The organism is Streptomyces sp. NPDC004629, from assembly GCF_042873595.1.
Classification (GTDB): domain Bacteria; phylum Actinomycetota; class Actinomycetes; order Streptomycetales; family Streptomycetaceae; genus Streptomyces.
Window position 1 is genome coordinate 195,475 of the sequence record NZ_JBIALO010000008.1, and the last position, 19,037, is coordinate 214,511.

Here is a 19,037-nt window from a genome sequence, read left to right on the forward strand (position 1 = left end):
CTGACGCTAGACCTCGCTTCGCAGATAGGGGACTGCCAGTGCCTCGGGGGCGCGGTGCCGCCGTTTGCCTTCGGTGCCCAGGGCGACCAGCGCCAGCAGGTAGGGCATGCCGAGCCAGAGCGGGACGGGCACGGTGAGGGTCGGGGCGGTGACGGCCAGGACGGCCAGGACGGCGGTGCAGGCCAGGCCCGCGGCCTCCACTGCGGTGGGCCTGGCGACGGGCCGGGTGCGGGTGCCGCGCCGCCGGAACCGGGCGAGCGCCGTCGCCAGCAGGACGAGGACCGCCGCGGTGACCCACACCTCGCGGGGGATGCCCCCCACCGCCTGGAGCCGCAGCTGGGTGGCGTCGGCGACCGCGAAGACGGCCACCGCGGTGCCCAGTCCGGTCATCCGCCAGCCGCCGAAGAGCACCGCGGCGATGGCCAGGTAGCCCCGGCCGCCGGTCATGCCCTCCCGGAACACCCCGACGTCGCCGACCGAAAGGTATGCGCCGGCCGCCCCGGCGCACAGGCCGGAGAAAAGCACCGCGGCCCAGCGCATGCCCCGTACCCCGACCCCGGCGGCGTCGGCCGCGGCCGGACTCTCGCCCACGGCTTTGAGGTTGATGCCCCAGGTGGTCCGGCCCAGCGCCAGCCCGACCAGGACGACCATGACGGCCGCGGCGTAGATGAACGCGTCCTGGTCGAACAGTGCCGGGCCTACCACGGGCAGGTCACTCAGGCCCGGAACCGCGAGCCGGGGCAGCGGTTCGAAGGTGCGCGGCGAGCCGAGGAACCGCTCGTCGAGGAAGGCGGTGACACCGTAGCCGAGCATGGTCAGGGCGATCCCGGCCACGATCTGGTCGACCTTGGCCTCGATGGCCAGCACGGCCATCACCGCGCCGAACAGCAGGCCGGCGGCTATGCCCGTGAGGAACGCGGGCAGTATCGAGCCGGTCAGCCGCATCCCCAGGTATCCCCCGAAGGCGCCGGCGAGCAGGACCCCTTCGAGGCCCACGTTGAGCACGCCGGCCCGCTCCGAGACCAGTTCGCCGGTGGCCGCCAGCAGGATGGGCGCCGCGATCGTCACGACAGAGACGAGGAACGCCACGTCGAAGATGCCCATGTCACCTCTCCTCCGCGCCGACGAGCGCCGGGACCCCGGCCTCGGTCCGCGTCGGTGGTGCGGCCGGGCGCGCCGTGCGACGGCGGGCCAGGACGGCGGCCAGCAGCACCAGTACGATGACGGCGCCCTGGAGGACCTGGGCCAGAGACGACGGCACGTCGAGGCCGGCCTGCAGCGCCGTCCCGCCGACGGTGAGCGCGGAGAAGGCGATCGCGGTGAAGACCGCCAGCACGGGCGAGTTCCCCGCCAGCAGCGCGACGGCGATGCCGTTGAAGCCGACGCCGCCCTCGAAGCCGTCGCTCATCCAGGGCGCCGTCCCGGCGAAGAGCAGGGCCGCGCCGGCTAGTCCGGCGAAGCCGCCTGAGACGAGGATGGCGGCCACTCCGGCGCGCCGGGGGTCGAGGCCCGACCACCGGGCCGCCTCCGCGTTGCCGCCGCAGACCCGTAGCGCGAACCCGAAGGGGGTGCGCGAGAGCAGCAGTGCCACGCCGAGGGCGCACAGCGGCAGCAGCACGACGTCGTAGGACAGGGTCTGGCCGGGCACGGCCGCGGAGCTGGGCCAGAGTGTGGACGGCGGGAAGGTCGCGGACTGCGGCTCCTGGCTGCCCGGCCCCTGGAGTGGCCCGCGTACGAGCCAGGCGGCGACCTGGGTGGCGACGAGGTTGAGCAGCAGCGAGGAGATGATTTCCAGTACGCCCCGCGAGGCCCACAACCAGGCGGTCAGTCCCGCCCACAGCACGCCGCCGGCGATGCCGGCCAGTGCGGTGACGGTGACGGCCAGCGGCGCGGGCAGGCCGCCGCAGTGCAGGCCGACCGCGGTGGCGAGCGAGCCGCCGACGATCACCTGCCCTGGGTAGCCGACGTGCAGCCGGCCGGCACGGGTGGCGACGATCCAGCCGAGCGCGATCAGGAGCAGCGGCACGGCCTGGGTGAGGGTGGTGCCGGCGTTGGTGCCGGTGCCGAACGTGCCGTCCCAGAAGACGGCGGCGGCGTCCGGCAGGGTGACCCCGCTGGCGAGCAGGATCAGCGAGGTGGTGACCACCGCGGCGGCCAGCACCCCCGCAGTGGTCAGCACCCGCGGCAGGTGCCGTGCGATGGTCATGGCGCATCCTCCGCTGAAGTCATGAGGGCGCCGATGCGCGTCCTCGTCGCGTCGCGCGCCTCCAGCACCCCGCGGATCCGGCCGTGGGCGAGCACGGCGATCCGGTCGGACAGCGCGATGACCTCGTCGAGGTCCATGGAGACGAGCAGGATCGCCCCGCCGCGTTCGCGGTGTTCGGCGAGCCGTCGGTACACGAAGTCGGTGGCCCGCACATCCAGGCCGCGCGTCGGCTGGACGGCCACCAGGAGCGTCGGTCGGTCGGCGAACTCCCGTGCCAGTACGGCCTTTTGCTGGTTGCCTCCGGACAGCCGCCCGATGGGCACCTGCTCGGAGTCGGCCCGTACGTCGAACTCGGCCATCAGATCGCGGCCGCGGGCGCGGGCCGCCGCCGTGTCGATCAGGCCCCGGCGGCGCAGCGGCGCTCTGCGCAGCGCGCGCAGGTTGATGTTCTCCCACAGCGCCATGCCCGGCACGATGGCCGCGTGGTGCCGGTCCTCGGGGATGAGGGCGCCGCCCGCGGCGTAGAAGCGTCGAGGGGAGCGGTCGTCGAAGGGTCTGCCGTCGAGTTCGATCCGGCCCGAGCGGGCCGGATGGATCCCGGTGAGGGCTTCGACCAGTTGACTCTGGCCGCTCCCGGCCACCCCGGCGATGCCGAGGATCTCCCCGGCGCGGACCTCCAGGTCCACGCCGCTGAGGACGGGCGGGCTGTGCGGGTCGAGCGGATCGCGCGCGACCTCCAGGTCGCGGACGGTCAGCACCGGCCGCCCGGGGGTGATGGGTGTCCGCTCGGGACGCGGGGCGACCACGTCGCCGACCATCATCCGTACCAGTTCGTCGGCGGTGACACCGCCGATCGGACCGGTGCCGACAACGGCTCCGCCGCGCAGGACGGTGTACCGGTCGGCGACGGAGAACACCTCGGAGAGCTTGTGCGAGATCAGCACGACGGCATGCCCGTCGGCCGCCAACCGCCGCATCAGCACGGCCAGTTCGTCCCACTCCCCGGGGCTGAGCGCGGCGCTGGGCTCGTCGAAGATCAGGATGCGGGCACCCCCGCAGAGGAGTTTGACGATCTCCAGCCGCTGCCTCTCCCCTATGGAGGCGTCGGCGACCAGGCGGTCGGGGGTGATCCGCAGGCCGGTGACGGCCGCGATCTCCTCGGCGTGGCGGCGCACTTCGGCCGTCGCGTCGCCCCACGGCAGGCGAGCCGGGCGCATCGCCAGGTTCTGGGCCTCGGTGAGGGTCGGGACGAGGGTGAAGTGCTGGTGCACCATGCCGATACCGGCGCGCAGGGCATGTTCGGGCTTCCTGAAGTGCGCGGCCTCGCCGTCGAGCCGTATCTCGCCCTCGTCGGGCTGGTACAGGCCGGTGACGATCCGCATCAACGTGGTCTTGCCCGCGCCGTTCTCCCCGAGGAGTACGTGGATCTCACCCCGGTGGACGTCGAGGTCGACTCGGTGGTTGGCGGTGAAGGCGCCGAACCGCTTGGTGACGCCGCTCAGCCGCAGGGCCGGGGCCTTGGTCGCAGTGGTGGGCATCGCGGGTCCTAGCGCTGCGCGAAGGCGTAGGAGGGTCTGGGCAGCAGGACCTTGTCGGCCGGGGTGATGCTGCCGTCGATGATCTCCTGGGTGACCTTGTCGGCGATCTTTTCGGCCTTCCCGGTGGCTCTGCCCGGACAGAACTTGAAGGTGACCGCGCCCTTGGCCATGCCGTAACTGATGGCGCCCGCGGGGAGTTGACCGGTCGCGGCGTCGGTCACGGCGTCCTTCAGGATCGCCGACCAGTCGACCACTCCGGAGCCGACGACGTTCTTGTCGGCCGCGCAGTCCAGGCCGAACACCTGGTAGACGTCCACCTTCGAGCCGGCGGCGTCGGCCGCCTGGTAGACGCCCTGGGAGCCGCTGTCCAGGTCGGACAGGATCGAGTCGACGCCAGTGGCGATCATGGCCTCGGCGGCCTGTTTGGCCTTGCCGACGTCGTTGTAGTCACCGGTGTAGGTCTGCACGACCCGGGTCCCCGAGCTGTCCAGGCCGGCCCCCTGGAGCATGCCGTAGTACCAGCTGGCGGAGGCCGGGACCTGGAGCCCGGCGATCATCCCGAGTTTCTTGGACTTCGACAGCGCGGAGGCCACCGCGCCGACGACCATGGCGTCGTAGCCGACGGCGGCGTCGACCGAGGTCACGTTGTCGGCGAAGGACTCGGTGTGGGCGGCGACCAGGATAAACCTGACCTTGGGGAACTTGGGCGCGACGGCCTCGACCGCCTTGTTGAGCGAGGCCCCGTCGGCCACGACGACGGCATTGGAGGCGGCCAGCCTCTGCAGGCCCATGATCTGGTCCTGCGAGTTGGAGACGTTGTCGACGATGGAGGACAGCTTCAGGCCCTTCCCGGCGGCGATCGCCGCCTTCACCCCGGCCAGGCCGTACTGGGTGAACCCGCCGTCGTTGCGCGGGGCTTGGGAGATGAAGCCGATCGAGACCGACTTGCCGGCCTGACCGTGGCTCGTGGTGGAGGCGGCACCGCCGGACGCACCGCCGCACGCGGCGAGGGTGACGGTCAGGGCGACGGTGGTCGAGACGAGAGGGATCGCGGCACGCATGATGACCTTTCCAAGGCCCGACTCTTCGGGCACTGCATGAGCGAGATGCGGGGACGGCGCCCGCTGAACTGGTATGCCAGTCGAGCAGCAGAGGTACCACGTGGTGTGACGGTGCGATCAGATTTCCACCTACCATACTAGGTGTCAAGGGTCGTGCACTCGTCGCCTTGCCCTGCAGAAATGAGCTTTGGTCTAGCCCTCTTGGTGTGAAGGGAAGGGCCAGGGCATCTGATTCAGAATGCGTCGCGGCCCATCTGACATGTCAGTTTGGAGAACCGAGTACTGACATTCCAGAGGGCGGGTAGCGGTGAGGACGTCGCACGATGGGATGCGGTACGCACACGGCACGGGTGCGGCAAGACCGAGAGGGCGCGGGCGGTCGGGCCCGCCCCGGTGTGGCCTGGCGGCAGTCCTCCTGCGCGAGACAAGGCCGATTCCGCAGTATGCAGTCAGCCTGACGGGGCGCTCCCATCCCTCGCGGAACCCGCTCCGACCGCCTGGCGCCGGGCCCGCGCCACCCGCGCCCCGGCCTTCGGGCGCCCGTGCGAGCGGGCGCTGTGCGACTTTGCGGAACGCCCCCTCTGCGTCGATCACTCGATCAGGGTCCGGTCCCAGGACCAGGCGCGTCATCCCTCGCGCAGGCAGTGGTCAGCACCTGGTCCAGGTTCGGGGCCCGGTCGGACCAGGACGTCGACACCCTCGCGCGGACAGCAGTGGCCGGTGGCCCGGGAGCCGCCGGCGCCGCGGTCCGGGCCGTGCACGCAGCATGCTCGCGCATCGGCGCATCGGCGCATCGGCGCATCGGCGCATCGGCGCAAGACCAGCACGGCCTGGCGTCACGGCCCCAAGGCCCACGAGCCCTTGGGCATTCCGATTCGGCACCGGCGAGAGGCCGACGGGCCTACTGCTCGCCGGCGTTCCGCTTCATTGCGGCCCGAATCCGCATCCCACGGGGCCGCGCCTGCGTCACAGCGAGAACTTGACGCTGACCTCGTCGGCGAGTTCGAGGCGTCCCTGCTGAACGTGGGCCCGCATGGCCTGCTCCGCCGCGTCGGCGTCGTGGGTCCGGATCGCCTGGATGATGGCCTGGTGCTCCGCCAACGACCGCTCCATGCGGCCCGCGCGCCGGGTGACTATGGAGGACAGGAGACCGCGGTGGAGCTGCTGGACCAGCAGGCGGTAGTGGTCGGTCAGGCGGTCGTTGCCCGCGCCCTCGGCGATGAGTTCGTGCAAACGTTCGTCCGTCGCGCTGTAGCCGTCGTTGTCCCCCGCCGCCACCGCCGCCGCCAGGGCGATCATCGTCTCGTCTAGCCGGGCGACGATCTCGTTGTTGGCGCGGTTGGCACACAGCCGGGCCGCCATCCCCTCCACGGCCTCCCGGACCTCGAACAGATCGAGGATCTCGTGGCGGCTCAGCCGCTTCACAAATGTGCCCCGGCGCCGCTCGATGGTGACGAAGCCGGCGCCCTCAAGTTCCTTGAGCGCCTCGCGCACCGGCATCCGGCTCACGCCGAACCGCTGGGCCAACCGGGCCTCGGAGAGCTTCTCGCCGTAGGCGATCGCGCCGGAGACGATGTCCTGGCGCAACTGCCGTACGATCGCGTCCTTCATGGAGCCGCCATCGAGGTCGTCGACGGACAGCGGAGCCTGCGGCGACGCGGCCGCGCCCTGCGGCTCCTGGTGTGCTCCGGCGGAACGGCCGCCTGCCTGAGCCCTGGCCATTGGATTGCGCCCCGCTTCCTCGTCGGACCTCCTGGCCGCTGAACGATTTCTACCATACCAGTTGCTCGTCGCGGGTCGGCAAAGGGTCCGAGGAGTAGCGGGGAGCACCGCGACGGCGTTCGGTCTCCTGAACGCTTCGGCCGCATGGGGCAGTTGCGCCCATGACGGAGCAGCGAGCGCCACCCCCAGACACGCGTCCCCGACGCGGTCGCGGCCCGCCGGCCCCCGGTCGCGGCTTCACGAAGGACGGGTTGGGCTTCGGTGAGGACGTTGCACAAACATGGGCACACCACCCGCCTGCCACATCCGATCCGTTACGAGAGCGTGACCGGCAACCCGCTTGCCAGCCCTTCAGCGCTTCCCACAGAGTTATGTATGCGCTTACAGGCAGCGCATACATTCGGTCATGCTCAAGGAGGAGCACCCCATGCACCGCGCCGCCAGAACCGCCTCACGCGCCGTCGACGCGGCATCCGCTCTCACGCTGACCGCATGCGGAGGCTCCGGGGGCGCCGACGTCGCCGCCGATGTGACGCAGACGGGTTCGAGTTACCCGGGCGAGTTCGCCGACATGGGCGCTCTGGAACCGGTCGGCACCAAGGCCTTCAACAGGACCGGCTGATGCGGCAGTTCATGCAATCGGGGCCCGACGAGGTGCTGGAGGCGGCTGATCGTCACCGAGAACGGCATTGCCACCGGCGACGACAGCCGCCGTAGCGACTGCTGCACCGGCGCGCTCTCGGCGGTCGCCGCCGCCTTCGCGGACGGCCTCGGCGTCCAGGGCTACCTGGCCTGGAGCGCCCTGGACACCTAGGAGTGGGGCTCCTTCGAGCCCGCCTTGGGCCTCATCGCAGTCGACCCGGTCGCCTTCGAGAGCACCCCCAAGCCGTCCGCCGCATGGCTCGGCAGCCTCGGCCTCACCCGCGAACCGCCGCGCGGCGTGCGCTGACCGCGTCACCTCCCCATGAGCCCGGGGGCCGGTGGGCCCTGACACCCACCGGTCCCCGTCTTCCCATCCGCCCCTTCGAGGAGTTGAATCCCGCATGAACCGTCGTCGGTTCCTCACGGCCGCCACCGCCTCCGCAGCGGCCGTCTGCGCCACCGGTCCCTCGGCCTTCGCCGGCAGTTCCCCCCATGCCGGCACCGCCTCGGGCAGCGGCCGGCTACGCGCCTGGTTCGAGGCGACCTACCGCTCCATCACGGCCATGACCACGGACTTCGGCCTGACCGCCGACAAGATCGACGTCCGCGGCACCGGCACGCCCGTCGTCTCGTCACAGACCTCGCCCACCAACATCGGCTGCGGGCTGTGGTCCACGGTGGCCGCGGCCGGCCTCGGCGTCATCTCCCCGTCGCTCATGCGCGATCGCCTCGCCCACACGGTGGCGGCCGTGGAGCGGCTGGAACGCGCGCACGGTTTCTGGTTCAACTGGTACGACGCCCACGACGGCTCGATCCTCACGACCTGGCCGGAGAACGGCAGCACGGTCCGCCCGTTCCTGTCCAGTGTCGACAACGCCTGGCTGGTCACCGGCCTGAAGATCGCCGCCGACGCCGACCCCGCGTTGCGCCCACGCATCGCCCGGCTCCTCGACGCGGCCGACTGGTCGTACTTCTACACCCCCTATGACCCGGCCGACCCGGTCGTGGGCCCCGGCCAGCTGCGCGGCGGCTACTGGCCCGACAAGCCGGGCAAGGGCGAACCCACCGGCCACCACTACGGCGCCCTGAACACCGAGCCCCGCATGGCCAGTTACCTCGGCATAGCCGACGGCTCCCTGCCCGCCGAACACTATTGGCACATGTTCCGCACCCTGCTGCCCGGCATGGGCCAGGAACAGGAGCCCGCGGGCCGCTACGTCACGATCGACGGCGTACGCGTCTGGCAGGGCCACTACACCTACCGCGGCCGCAACCTCGTCCCCACCTGGGGCGGATCGATGTTCGAAGCCTTGATGGTGCCGCTGTTCGTGCCCGAGACGGAGTGGTCACCGCGCTCTTGGGGGACCACCCACCGTCGTTACGTGCGCAGCCAGATCGAACACGGCCTGGACGAGGAGAAGTACGGATACTGGGGCTTCTCCCCCGCCAACATTCCCGAAGGCGGGTACCGCGAATACGGCGTCGACGCCATCGGCATGCAGGAGGAGGGCTACAACAGCCTCGGCGTGGTCACCCCGCACGCCTCCTTCCTGGCCCTGCCCCAGGCACCCGACGAGGCCATCGCCAACCTCCGGGCGCTCGATCGGGACTTCGGCGCGTACGACGACCGCTTCGGCTTCCGCGACTCCGTGAACGTCGCGACGGGCCGCGTCAGCGAGTTCGTCCTCGCCCTCGACCAGGGGATGATCGCCGCGGCCCTGGCCCAGCACCTGCGCCCCGGGCTGCTTCAACGCCCCTTCCGTACGGGCGGTTTCCACTCGCGGGTGCGGCCGCTGCTGGGCAAGGAGCGGTTCAGCATCTGAGCCCTTCCGCACTTCAGAGTCCCGCCCTGCCCTGCTCTGCGGACGGGGCAGGGCGGGATCCCGAAGCGACTCAGCGGTAGAAGCGGACGTAGTCGAACTCGGCTGTCAACCCCTCGCCGGCCAGCGAGACAAGGCCGATGCGTGGGTCGTCGCCGGCCGGCAGATGCCAGACGCCGCCCCAGATGTATTTCTTCCCGTCGCGGCTGGTCGCCGCCTGGTACATGTGCTCGCCGGTCTTCGGGTTGACGGTGTGCCGCATGCGCAGCCACATGGTGTCGGCCGAGGGGCCGATCTGCATCTCCGGCCACGAGTCCCGGTCGCGGCCGATCCACAGGAACACCTGGCGAGTCGGTCCGGTGCGGGTCGGTGCGAGATGGATGGAGTCCTTCGGGCTGCGGAAGGCGATGATCCCGGCCTGGCTCCGGCCGTCGGGGGCGTCGGTGATCGGCAGGTGCAGCTTGGTCTCCACCGTGTAGGTGCCCTTCGGAGCCGCACGGAGCAGGGCGGAGGCCATCGTTCCGTTGCCGGAGAAGTCGGCGTCCTGGGTCGGCCACACATACTTCCCCTCGGCCACCTTTCCGTCGGGCGGCCCGAACCACTCCCAGCCGTCCAGGCTGTCGTCGGTGAAGTCCTCACGGCGGGAGGTCAACTCCTTGCCGACCTTCGGCTCGGGTTTCTTCCTCGTCACCGGGGTGAAGAGCCGCGTGACCCCGACGTTGTCGACCTCGCCCGAGCCGTGGCTGGACGCGGCGCCACCCCTGTCCCATCTGTCGGGGACGTCCACTTCGATCTCGGCGAGGGGCATCCCGAGCATCGCCGAGCTGATCTCCACCCGCGCTCGGCCGTCGCGGATCTCGGCGTTCAGCGAGTGCCAGGTCCTTACGTCGGCGTCGGAGTGCAGTCGCTCCGTCCAGGTTTTCCGCACCTTGCCGCCCCGGGTCAGCTCGACTGTCAGGGCCCTGCCGGCTCCGACCCAGGCGATCAGGTGGTCGGTGGCGCCCTGGGAGGCCAGGACCAGCCCGACACGCCCGCGGTCGTCCCGCACCCGCACGTCGGTCTCCAGCCGCACATCGCCCTTCGGGGCACGGTTCGGCAGCAGAATCTGAGGGGCGGAGCCGTCGCCGGCGGCTCGCGCGTAGCGGCCCGAGTCCGAGTCGACGCCTACCTTCCAGACGCCGGTTCCCAGGGTCCGGAAGCCTCCGAGTCCGGACCGGAAGTCGCTGCCGACGTCCCACTTCGCGACCGGCGCGGTCTGGGTGCCCTCGCTGGTCCAGGCACCGGCGCGCACGGTCGGCCATCCGCCGATCCAGTCGAGGCGGTCCATCACCGTGGGACGTCCGCCCCAGTCCGGGTCCTTCTCGAAACGATCGAAGCCGTTGGTGAGCATCCACTCCTGACCCGACTTGTCCACCACGCTGGCCGAGTGCCCGGTGGCCACCCATCTGTTGCCGTTGGGCGAGTTGACGATCGTCCCGCCCGGATGGAGATCGGCCAGGCCCACGCCCTCGGCGTCGGCGAACGGCCCCATCGGACTCCTCGACCGGCCGACGTACACCGGGTACGCACCCTTGTCACGGGCGCAGCAGCCCAGCCCGGAGTAGAAGAGGTAGTACCAGCCGTCGCGCTTTGCCACGTACGCCGCCTCGCCGCGGCGTGCGCCGACCACCTGCACCGGTTCGCCGGCCGGCGCCGTGCCCTCGGCGTTGAGCCGTACCGCCTGGATGCCGCCGTCGCGGAACGAGCCGTAGTAGAGGTATTTCTCCCCGTCGGTGTCGACGAACACCGACGGGTCGATCTGGTTGACCTTCTTGCCGTACGGCAGGACCGGGCGGCCGATGTCCTTCCACGGTCCGGCGGGGTGGTCGGCGGTGGCCAGGGCGATGGTGTTGTCGTCGTTGCCGGCCACCGAGTAGTACAGGTAGTACGTGCCGTTGATGTACCGGATGTCGGGCGCCCAATAGTAGGTGCTGTCGAAGTCGCGCCACTGCGGGTGGTTGTCCGGACCGAACACGTCCCCGACGTAGGTCCAATGGACCAGGTCGGACGAGCGGGTGATCGGCATGAAGTGCTGTGATTCCCACGGTCCGCCGGCGTTCTGCCTGGTCATGGAGGTCTGGGTCGCGTAGGCGTACCAGTAGCCGTCCTTGCCGCGGATGATCGACGGGTCGGAGTAGGCGTCGGCGATGTCGTCCATGATGTGGTTCGTGTACGTGCCGGGACGGTCCCCGGGGTCGGCGGTGGCCGGCAGCGCGCCGAAACCGATCACGCCGATCGCCACGACCGTCGCAACCAGCCGCACGGCCCGTCTGCGCGGTGCTCCTGTCTCCGTGGTCGTCTTGGATCGTGCCATGTGTCGTGGTCTCCTTCTCCGGGCCGGGCCGCCCACGGCAGCCGGGAAACGGTGAGAATGGTGCGGGTGTGCGGGTGTGCGGGTGTGCGGTCGCGGGACGCGGTCAGACGACCACCAGCGCGCCGATCCGCCACAGGCCGTTCAACTTCGAACCGGTGATGTCCAGTTCGGCGGTGCGGCCGGACGCCCCGCCGTCCAGCTCGAAGGAGAACCAGACGAAGGTGCGCGCCGGCAAGGTGTCGTCACCGGAGCTGCCCAGGACGGTGCCGTTCTCCGAGATGGTGGTGATCGCGGACTCGGCGACCATGTCCCCGCTCAGGACCCACACGGTGTGCTTGCCGGCCGGCACACGCAGACGGATCGCGGAGTCCTTGATCTTCTGGGTGACGAAGTCGCGCCGCAGGGCATCGCCGGTGCCTCGGTCGCGCGGTTCGGGGCGGCCCTTGGTCCAGCCGAAGCCGCGCTCGTCGTCGTACCGGTCACCGGGGGTGAGCCGGGTCCAGCCGGGTACCAGGGGGCTCCCGTCCGGCCCTGCGTCGAGCGCCAGCACGGCGTCGTCAGCGTGCGGGGCGGTCACCACCGGCACCGAACGGCCGCGCTCGATCTCCTCGTCCCCGCTGTCGACCCGGATGCCCACGGTGGCGAAGCCGGGCTTCGAGTCCGGGGTGGCGGTGACCGTCAACTCAGCATCCGTGCCCGCCTTGACGGTGACGGTGCCCGAAGCCGTCTCCCAGTTGTCCGGGGCGGCGAGCCCGGCAGTGACCTCGCGGTCCGTGTCGCCCGCGTTGCGCACCAGCAGCGTGACCTCGTTGGGCCGCCCGGTCCACCAGACCTGTTCCGTGGTCGCCTTCATCACCAGCAGGGACGGCTTCAGCAGCGACTCGTCCGGAAGGGCCAGCGCGTTCAGTCGCCAGGGCCCTCCCTCGCCGGTGAAGGTCAGGTCCAGGGTTCGGCCCGAAGCGCCGCCGTCCAGCGGTAGTTCCAGCCAGGTGAATGTGCCGCCGGGCTGCCTGGGGCTGGTGGCGACCGTCCTGCCGTCCACCGCGATCCTGGTCCGCGAGGCCGTCGCGTCGGTGTCGCCGACGAGCGCGTACGCAGTGTGCCGCCCGGCCGGTACTGCGATGCGCAGCACCCGGGAGCGGTCGTTGTAGAGCATGTCGCGGATCAGCGGTTCGCCGCCGCGATCGCGTCCGGTGGGTCTGTCTCCCACCCAGCCGAAGCCGGCCTGCGGCGACCAGGTCGACGACGGCTTCAGCGGGGTGTAACCGGGCATCGACGCAGCGCCGTCCGGTCCCGCGTTCAGGGCCAGTCGGCAGCGGGCACCGTCCGGGGCGACCACCAGGTCCGGGATCGCCCCGTCCAGGCGGGTGAGGTTCGGTGACACCTCGAAGTCCGACGGTGCGACGGTGCCGACCAGCGGCGGGGCGACCGACAGTTCGAGTTCGGCGGTTTGGACGCCGGCAGCCTCGCCGATGGCGATCGCGGAGGTCCACCGCCCGTTCGGCGTGCGCAGTCGCACACGCAGGTGATGCTTGTCCTTCGACGCGTTGGTGATGTGGACCGGCAGGAGGTTCGCCCTGCCGCCGAGCAGCACACGCCGTGCACCGAGGGCGACCTGAAACCATCTGCGCCGCTCGTCGGTGCGCCGGCTGTGGTCGAAGTAGAAGCCGACGACGACGTCCCGCCACAGCCTGGCGTGCTCCAGCTGGGCCGTGAAGGCTGCCTCGATGTCGTCGTGGCGCTGCCCGTCGACCCGCCCGGCGAGTGCGCGCCAGGCGAGGAGGAACCGCTGGGCCTCTTCGACACCTCGGAAGTGGGTGTCGTAGATGTGCTGGATGACCGTTGAGCCGGAGCGAAGGCGGTGGTCGTAGCGGACCCAGTGCATGAACAGCAGCAGCTCGTCCGGGCAGGACTCCAGGGATTCGTAGACGTCCTGCCAGGCCTTCGGGTACTGCCCGGCGAAGCCGCTGCCGGTGGCCGCGGTGCGGTCGAAACCGGTGCCCTCGGCGGTGGTGTGGTGCGACTGGAAGAGCGTCGCCCTCGGATTCGGCTCGAAGTGGTCGCCGCCGGGATCGGTGAAGTACCCCAGTCCGAGCGGAGAGGAGTACGCCTCGTACGTCTCCCGGGAACCCGCAAGGATGTCGACGACGACTCGGGTGACCTCCGCATCGGTACCGAAGGTCATGCGCACCCATTCCTCGGCCAGGTCCCGAGGGTCGGCGTCGGTGTCCCAGCACATGCGGCCGAAGGCGTAGGTGTTGGCCGCGCCCAGCTGATAGCCGGTCCAGTCCCGGTCGTTGCCGAAGTTGCTGACGCCGGCGATGCCGGTGCACGGCTTCCGCTGCGAACCCTCCGAGAGGATCTCGGCCACGGTCGGCCCGCTGACCGGCCCCTGTGTCGGGAAACTCAGCACCTCGCGCCACATGGGCGCCAGATAGCAGGTGTGCACCGCGTGGCCGGTGTACTCCTGGGTCAGCTGGAGCTCGACCATCTGGTGGGTGCGGCGCATCCGGCCGAACAGCGGGTGCACCGGCTCGCGTACCTGGAAGTCGATCGGTCCGTACTTCGTCTGCAGGACGACGTTGTCGTGGAAGTCGCCGTCCAACGGCGCGAAGGTCCGGTACTGGTACTCCGCCCAGTCGCTGAAGTCCTCGTGGACGAAGCTGCGCCAGACGATCTTCCCGCCGTACGGGCGTACCGCCTCGGCCAGCATATTGGCGCCCTCGGCGTGGGTACGACCGTAGTCGAGCGGACCGGGCCGGCCTTCGGAGTTCGCTTTGACCAGAAAGCCGCCGAAACCCTCCAGCTTCGAGAAGATCTCGTCGGCCTTCGCGCTCCACCATTGCCGCACACGGGGGTCGGCGGGGTCAGCCGTCGTGATCGGGGCCTCGTCGTCGGTCGTGAGCACGAGTGGGCCGGCATAGTCGACCGAGAGCCACAGGGAAATGCCCCACGAGTGGAAGAGAGCGGCCAGCGGCGCCAGTTTGTCCAGCATGCCGCTGGTGATGAAGTCCGCATCGGCGTTGACGTTGTTGATCACCGAGGCGTTGATCCCGATGGAGGCCATCGCCCGCGCGTAGTCGACCTGCCGGTCGGATATCCCTGGCAGATCGTCCCAGCCGAAGATCGTCGTGCCGGCGTAGCCGCGCTCGATCGTGCCGTTCCGGTTGTCCCAGTGATTCATCATCCGCAACCCGACGGCCGGGTTCTGCCGGGTCGACACCTTCGACAGCGATGTATGGAGCTGCAACAGCCGGATGAGGTGGAACACTCCGCTGAGGACCGCGCGGTCGGTGTGACCGATGATGAAGATCCGCCGACGCCCGTTGTGCGCGTGCACTGACTTGATCACGAAGCCCTCCTCACGGAGCCGGAAGTCCCGCTGCTCGTCCACGTAGGAGCGCAGCATCGACGAGTCCTGCACCCGGCCGACGACGATCGCCGCTTTCGAGGCGCGGACATCGGCGAGCGGATTGCCGGTGAGCCCCTCGACGGCCCGCCGCAGCTCGGCCTCGGCGTTCTCCAGCACTGGACCGTCACCGTGTCGGGCGATGCTCGTCAGGCTCCGCCGGTATTGCTCAAGGCGGTCGGGATCGGATACGAGCGGGTAGCGCAGCCACAGCTCGTAGCCGTCCTCGTCGACCAGCCGCGCGGCCGCAGCGGCAGAAGCGGCAGAAGTGCTCCACGGGGCGGCCGCCGCGGCGAACGCCAGAGCCGACGCCTGCAGCAGGCGCCTACGCCCGATTTGATGCTGCGTCATCGCAGTGAGCCCCCTCCATCGGTCGTTACAACGTTTACCGCGGCGGCCACCTTCGCGTCGTACCGCCCCGAAGTCAACGGCACGTGCAGCAATTCGTGGTGGTGCTCAAGCGTGGGTCCTTGTCTCCGGCCGCGGTTCCACCCCTGGCGACGAGGAGGAATGCCGGCTACCCCGATCGCTCCGGGAACGCCCGCTCGCTCGCACGGAGTTGGGCCCGGTGCGGGACTGATCAGGCAGACGGTTGACCGTCTCGCCGTTTGGGACGTCGAAGGGTTGACGTCACGAGAAAGCGCTTGTTACAACGTTGCAACAGCGTGACAGCATCCGGTGTGGCGGGTCGCGGGTCGGTGCTCCCTACCTGCCTCCACGAAAGGGGACCGTATGCCCGGCTTCGCCGCGCTCCCGGCCGCCGCAGTGCGCGTGGTACCGATGCGCGCCCCGTCCCCGTGCCAACCACCTGTGATGGAGCGTGACATGGTCAGTGTTCCGCGACTAACGCCTCCGGCCCTCGTGCCGCATCCGCCGTCCTGCCGTTTCGGCTGTGCCCGGGGTCCGTAGCGTCCTGCCGTCGGGCTCCCGCGCCGCTCACTCCGTACCAGGGCGTATCACCACGGCGAGTGCCCCGACCCGTCCGGTGTGCTCGAAGCGGAGGGTGAAGGGCACGAGGTCCCCGGGCCGCCAGTCACCGTTGGCCGGGACGGTCACATCGCTGCTGAACGGGGACATGTCGAGGGTGTCTCCCGCCGGGACCGTCAAGGAATCCGCCACCTGCCGGTAGGCCGCGCCGCCTGCCGTCATGCCGTGCCGGCTGAGCGCGATGTCCCCGCTGACTCTCGGGGAGGACACCGAGAGCAGGCGGTCGTCGGACCCGCCGGTGTTGGTGATCCGGAAGAACGCGGCCGTCTCCGGGGTGCCCTGGGCGGGAAGGTACAGCCGTGCGTCGGTGACGCCGATGTCCGCGGGGCTGCCCGCGTTGCCCGTGGCCGTCCAGGCCGCGAGTCCGCCGACGGACAGGACGCAGGCGCAGACCGGCGCGATGACGGCCGGCGCGGTGTCCGCGAGGCGACGGCGGGTGGGAATCCAGGCGTGGGATGCCATCGGGCGGGGCTCCGTGACCGAGTCGGGTGTGGTGGACGGGACCGGGCTCGTGGACCGGCGCCGTGCGGGTATCTGCGTCACCGTTGTTCCCTGCCGGACGCCGGTATGGGCCGTCGTCCCGTCGGGGAGGGCTGCCAGGCGCGCAGGCGCAGGCTGTTGCCGACGACGAGCAGGGAGCTGACGGACATCGCTGCGGCGGCGAGCATCGGGTTGAGCAGGCCGACCATGGCCAGGGGAACGGTGACGACGTTGTAGCCGAACGCCCACAGCAGGTTGGCGCGGATGGTGGCCAGGGTGCTGCGGGAGAGGCGGACGGCGTCGGCGAGGGCTTCGATGTCGCCGCGTACGAGGGTGACGTCGGCGGCGCCGATGGCCACGTCCGTGCCGGTGCCCATGGCGATACCGAGGTCCGCGCCGGCCAGGGCCGCCGCGTCGTTGACACCGTCGCCGACCACCGCCACCCGGTAGCCCTCCTGTCGCAGTTGCCGCACGAGGTCGGCCTTGTCCTCGGGGCTGCAGCGCGCGTGCACCTCCTCGATGCGCAGGTCGGCGGCGACCGCCCGCGCGGGTGCCTCGCGGTCGCCGGTGGCCAGCACCGGTCGTACGCCGAGGCGCCTGAGCCGGTTCACGGCCCGGTAGCTGCCCGGTCGCAGCACGTCGCCGACCTCGATGAGGGCCACCACCGTGCCGTCGACGCGGACCATCACCGGTGTGTGGGCGGCCGTCTCGGCAGGCGGCACCGTGTGGGCGAGGGGTGCCGGCAGCTCGTCGTCCGGGGCCAGCACTTCCACCAGCCGCCCCTGTACGTGCCCGCGTACGCCTCGTCCCGGCAGGGCGGTGAAGCGGGTCACGTCCGGAAGCGGGTCCGGGGCGCAGGTGCGGCGGGCGTACCCGGTGACGGCGCGCCCCAAGGGGTGTTCCGAGGCCTGCTCGACCGCGCCGGCCAGACGGATCACCTCCTTCTCGCCGAGGCCGCCCGGTACGGCCGTGACCCGGGCGACGCTCATGTGTCCCGAAGTGAGGGTGCCGGTCTTGTCGAGTACGACGGCGTCGATGTGCTGGAGTCCCTCCAGCGCCTGCGCTCCGCCGATCAGGACGCCCAGTTGGGCACCCCGGCCGGTCGCCGCCATGAGGGCGGTGGGGGTGGCGAGGCCGAGCGCGCAGGGGCAGGCCACGACCAGAACGGCCACGGACGCGGTGACCGCGGCCTGCGGGTCGGCACCCGCGCCCAGCCAGAAGCCGAGCACCGTGACGGCCAGTGTGAGGACCACCGGTACGAAGACTCCGGCGGCCTTGTCGGCGAGGCGCTGCGCCCGGGCCTTGCCGGCCTGTGCCTCGGTCACCAGGCGGGTGATGCGGGCGAGTTGGGTGTCTGCGCCGACCGCGGTGGCGCGGACGAGGAGGAGGCCGCCGGCGTTGACGGAGCCGCCGATCACGGCCGATCCGGGGCCGACCTCGGCGGGTTCGCTCTCTCCGGTGACCAAGGAGAGGTCGACGGCCGAGCTGCCGTCCGTCACGGTGCCGTCGGTGGCCACTCGCTCTCCCGGGCGTACGACGAAGAGCTGACCAGTTGTCAGTTCCTCGATCGGGATGAGGCGTTCGCCCGAGCCGTCGCGTACGGCCACCTCCTTGGCGGCCAGCCGGGCCAGTGCGCGCAGGGCGGCACCGGTCCCCCGCCGGGCGCGCGCCTCCAGGAACCGGCCCGCCAGGACGAACAGCGGTACGCCGACCGCGGCTTCCAGATACACATGGGCGACGCCGTCCGAGGCGGTGGGCATCAGGCTGAACGGCATGCGCATGCCGGGATCGCCGGCGCCGCCGAGGAAGAGGGCGTAGGAGGACCAGGCGAAGGAGGCGATCACTCCGAGGGACACCAGGGTGTCCATGGTCGCCGCCGAGTGCCGCAGCCCGCGCGCCGCTCGCTGGTGGAAGGGCCAGGCGCTCCAGACGACGACAGGCGCGGCGAGGACGAAGCACAGCCACTGCCAGTTGCGGAACTGCCAAGCGGGCACCATCGACAGGACCAGTACGGGCACCGCCAGCAGTGCCGTGATCACCAGCCGGTCGCGGTCCTGTCGGGTGTCGTCCGCCTCGTCGCCGTCCCCACGTGCCGCGCGCCGCGGCGGCTCGGGGAGCGCGGCCGTGTAACCGGCCTGCTCCACCGCCGCGATGAGCTGGTCCGGGCCGGTGGTGGAGGGATGGTGCACCCGGGCCCGGCCGGTGGCCAGGTTGACACTCGCGGTGACCCCGTCGAGCTTGGCGAGCTTCTTCTCGACGCGTGTCACGCAGGCGGCGCACGTCATGCCGCCCACGGCGAGGTCGGTCACGGCCTCCACGGTCGCCGGTTCGGTCGCCATCAGCCCCCGCTTCCGTGATGCATGTCCATATCACCCATGTCATCCGTGTCCGTGCCGCCGTCGTGGCCACCCGTGGAGCCGCCTCCGGTCGTGCCGGGCCCGTGCATGCCGGGCGCGACGGGACCCATGCCGGTTCCGGCGGCATAGGAGGCGGTGAACACCAGCACCAGCAGCAGGAGGAAGCCGCACAGGGCGGGGGGCGGCAGAACTCCGCACAGCCGGGCAGCCGTCGGACGGGAAGCGGGTCGCCGAGTGTGCGGCATCTGTCGTATCTCCCGTTCACGTCGTACGGCTTCCGCGAGACCGAGCCGTACCGGTACAGGAGTCGGGGTGACGGTCGGTTGAGTTCCGAGCGGAAAACATGACCTGCGTCACGTGAAGGTCGTAGAGATGCCCACGCTCCAGTGGATGCGTGTGCCGTGATTCCGGAGCAACAGGCAGGAAGGTACGTCCACATGCCGGTCACCCCCACCCGCCGGA

General features: G+C 70.8%; 12 protein-coding genes and 1 pseudogene. 3 read left to right on the plus strand and 10 right to left on the minus strand.

What is annotated here, in order from left to right; all coding sequences use genetic code 11:
• Nucleotides 1-6: 6 nt before the first annotated feature.
• The 5 genes from ACFYTE_RS14630 to ACFYTE_RS14650 form a co-directional block, all read right to left on the minus strand.
• Nucleotides 7-1,104: an ABC transporter permease gene (locus tag ACFYTE_RS14630; protein WP_388709447.1), complete on the minus strand. Its 1,098-nt coding sequence runs from the start codon at nucleotides 1,102-1,104 to the stop codon at nucleotides 7-9.
• A 1-nt stretch (nucleotide 1,105) separates the two neighbouring features.
• Nucleotides 1,106-2,206: an ABC transporter permease gene (locus ACFYTE_RS14635; RefSeq protein ID WP_388709449.1), complete on the minus strand. Its 1,101-nt coding sequence runs from the start codon at nucleotides 2,204-2,206 to the stop codon at nucleotides 1,106-1,108.
• Nucleotides 2,203-3,744: an ABC transporter ATP-binding protein gene (locus ACFYTE_RS14640; protein WP_388709451.1), complete on the minus strand. Its 1,542-nt coding sequence runs from the start codon at nucleotides 3,742-3,744 to the stop codon at nucleotides 2,203-2,205. The genes ACFYTE_RS14635 and ACFYTE_RS14640 overlap by 4 nt, the downstream gene beginning before the upstream one ends.
• Nucleotides 3,745-3,752: 8 nt before the next feature.
• Nucleotides 3,753-4,805, minus strand: coding sequence for a BMP family protein (locus tag ACFYTE_RS14645; protein ID WP_388709453.1), 1,053 nt, complete (start codon nucleotides 4,803-4,805; stop codon nucleotides 3,753-3,755).
• 966 nt (nucleotides 4,806-5,771) lie between these two features.
• Nucleotides 5,772-6,527, minus strand: coding sequence for a GntR family transcriptional regulator (locus ACFYTE_RS14650; protein WP_388709455.1), 756 nt, complete (start codon nucleotides 6,525-6,527; stop codon nucleotides 5,772-5,774).
• Nucleotides 6,528-6,933: 406 nt separating this feature from the next.
• Between ACFYTE_RS14650 and ACFYTE_RS14655 the strand changes: the two genes are divergently transcribed.
• From ACFYTE_RS14655 to ACFYTE_RS14665, 3 genes and pseudogenes are all read left to right on the plus strand, one after another.
• Entirely contained in the window at nucleotides 6,934-7,149 is a 216-nt protein-coding gene (locus ACFYTE_RS14655) for a hypothetical protein (protein ID WP_388709457.1), read from the plus strand.
• 45 nt (nucleotides 7,150-7,194) lie between these two features.
• A pseudogene (locus ACFYTE_RS14660) lies at nucleotides 7,195-7,476 on the plus strand (family 1 glycosylhydrolase); the annotation flags it as partial.
• Between the two features lie 94 nt (nucleotides 7,477-7,570).
• Entirely contained in the window at nucleotides 7,571-8,992 is a 1,422-nt protein-coding gene (locus ACFYTE_RS14665; protein WP_388709459.1) for a glucoamylase family protein, read from the plus strand.
• A gap of 70 nt (nucleotides 8,993-9,062) precedes the next feature.
• Here ACFYTE_RS14665 and ACFYTE_RS14670 read toward each other — a convergent pair whose 3' ends face one another.
• The 5 genes from ACFYTE_RS14670 to ACFYTE_RS14690 form a co-directional block, all read right to left on the minus strand.
• Nucleotides 9,063-11,342, minus strand: coding sequence for a family 43 glycosylhydrolase (locus ACFYTE_RS14670; protein ID WP_388709461.1), 2,280 nt, complete (start codon nucleotides 11,340-11,342; stop codon nucleotides 9,063-9,065).
• 103 nt (nucleotides 11,343-11,445) lie between these two features.
• Nucleotides 11,446-15,102: an alpha-glucuronidase family glycosyl hydrolase gene (locus tag ACFYTE_RS14675; protein ID WP_388709463.1), complete on the minus strand. Its 3,657-nt coding sequence runs from the start codon at nucleotides 15,100-15,102 to the stop codon at nucleotides 11,446-11,448.
• Between the two features lie 585 nt (nucleotides 15,103-15,687).
• Complete coding sequence (locus tag ACFYTE_RS14680; protein WP_388709465.1) at nucleotides 15,688-16,200, minus strand: copper chaperone PCu(A)C; 513 nt, start codon at nucleotides 16,198-16,200, stop codon at nucleotides 15,688-15,690.
• 77 nt (nucleotides 16,201-16,277) lie between these two features.
• Entirely contained in the window at nucleotides 16,278-18,557 is a 2,280-nt protein-coding gene (locus ACFYTE_RS14685; protein WP_388709467.1) for a heavy metal translocating P-type ATPase, read from the minus strand.
• Nucleotides 18,557-18,820: a hypothetical protein gene (locus ACFYTE_RS14690; protein WP_388709469.1), complete on the minus strand. Its 264-nt coding sequence runs from the start codon at nucleotides 18,818-18,820 to the stop codon at nucleotides 18,557-18,559. The genes ACFYTE_RS14685 and ACFYTE_RS14690 overlap by 1 nt, the downstream gene beginning before the upstream one ends.
• Nucleotides 18,821-19,037 lie beyond the last annotated feature (217 nt).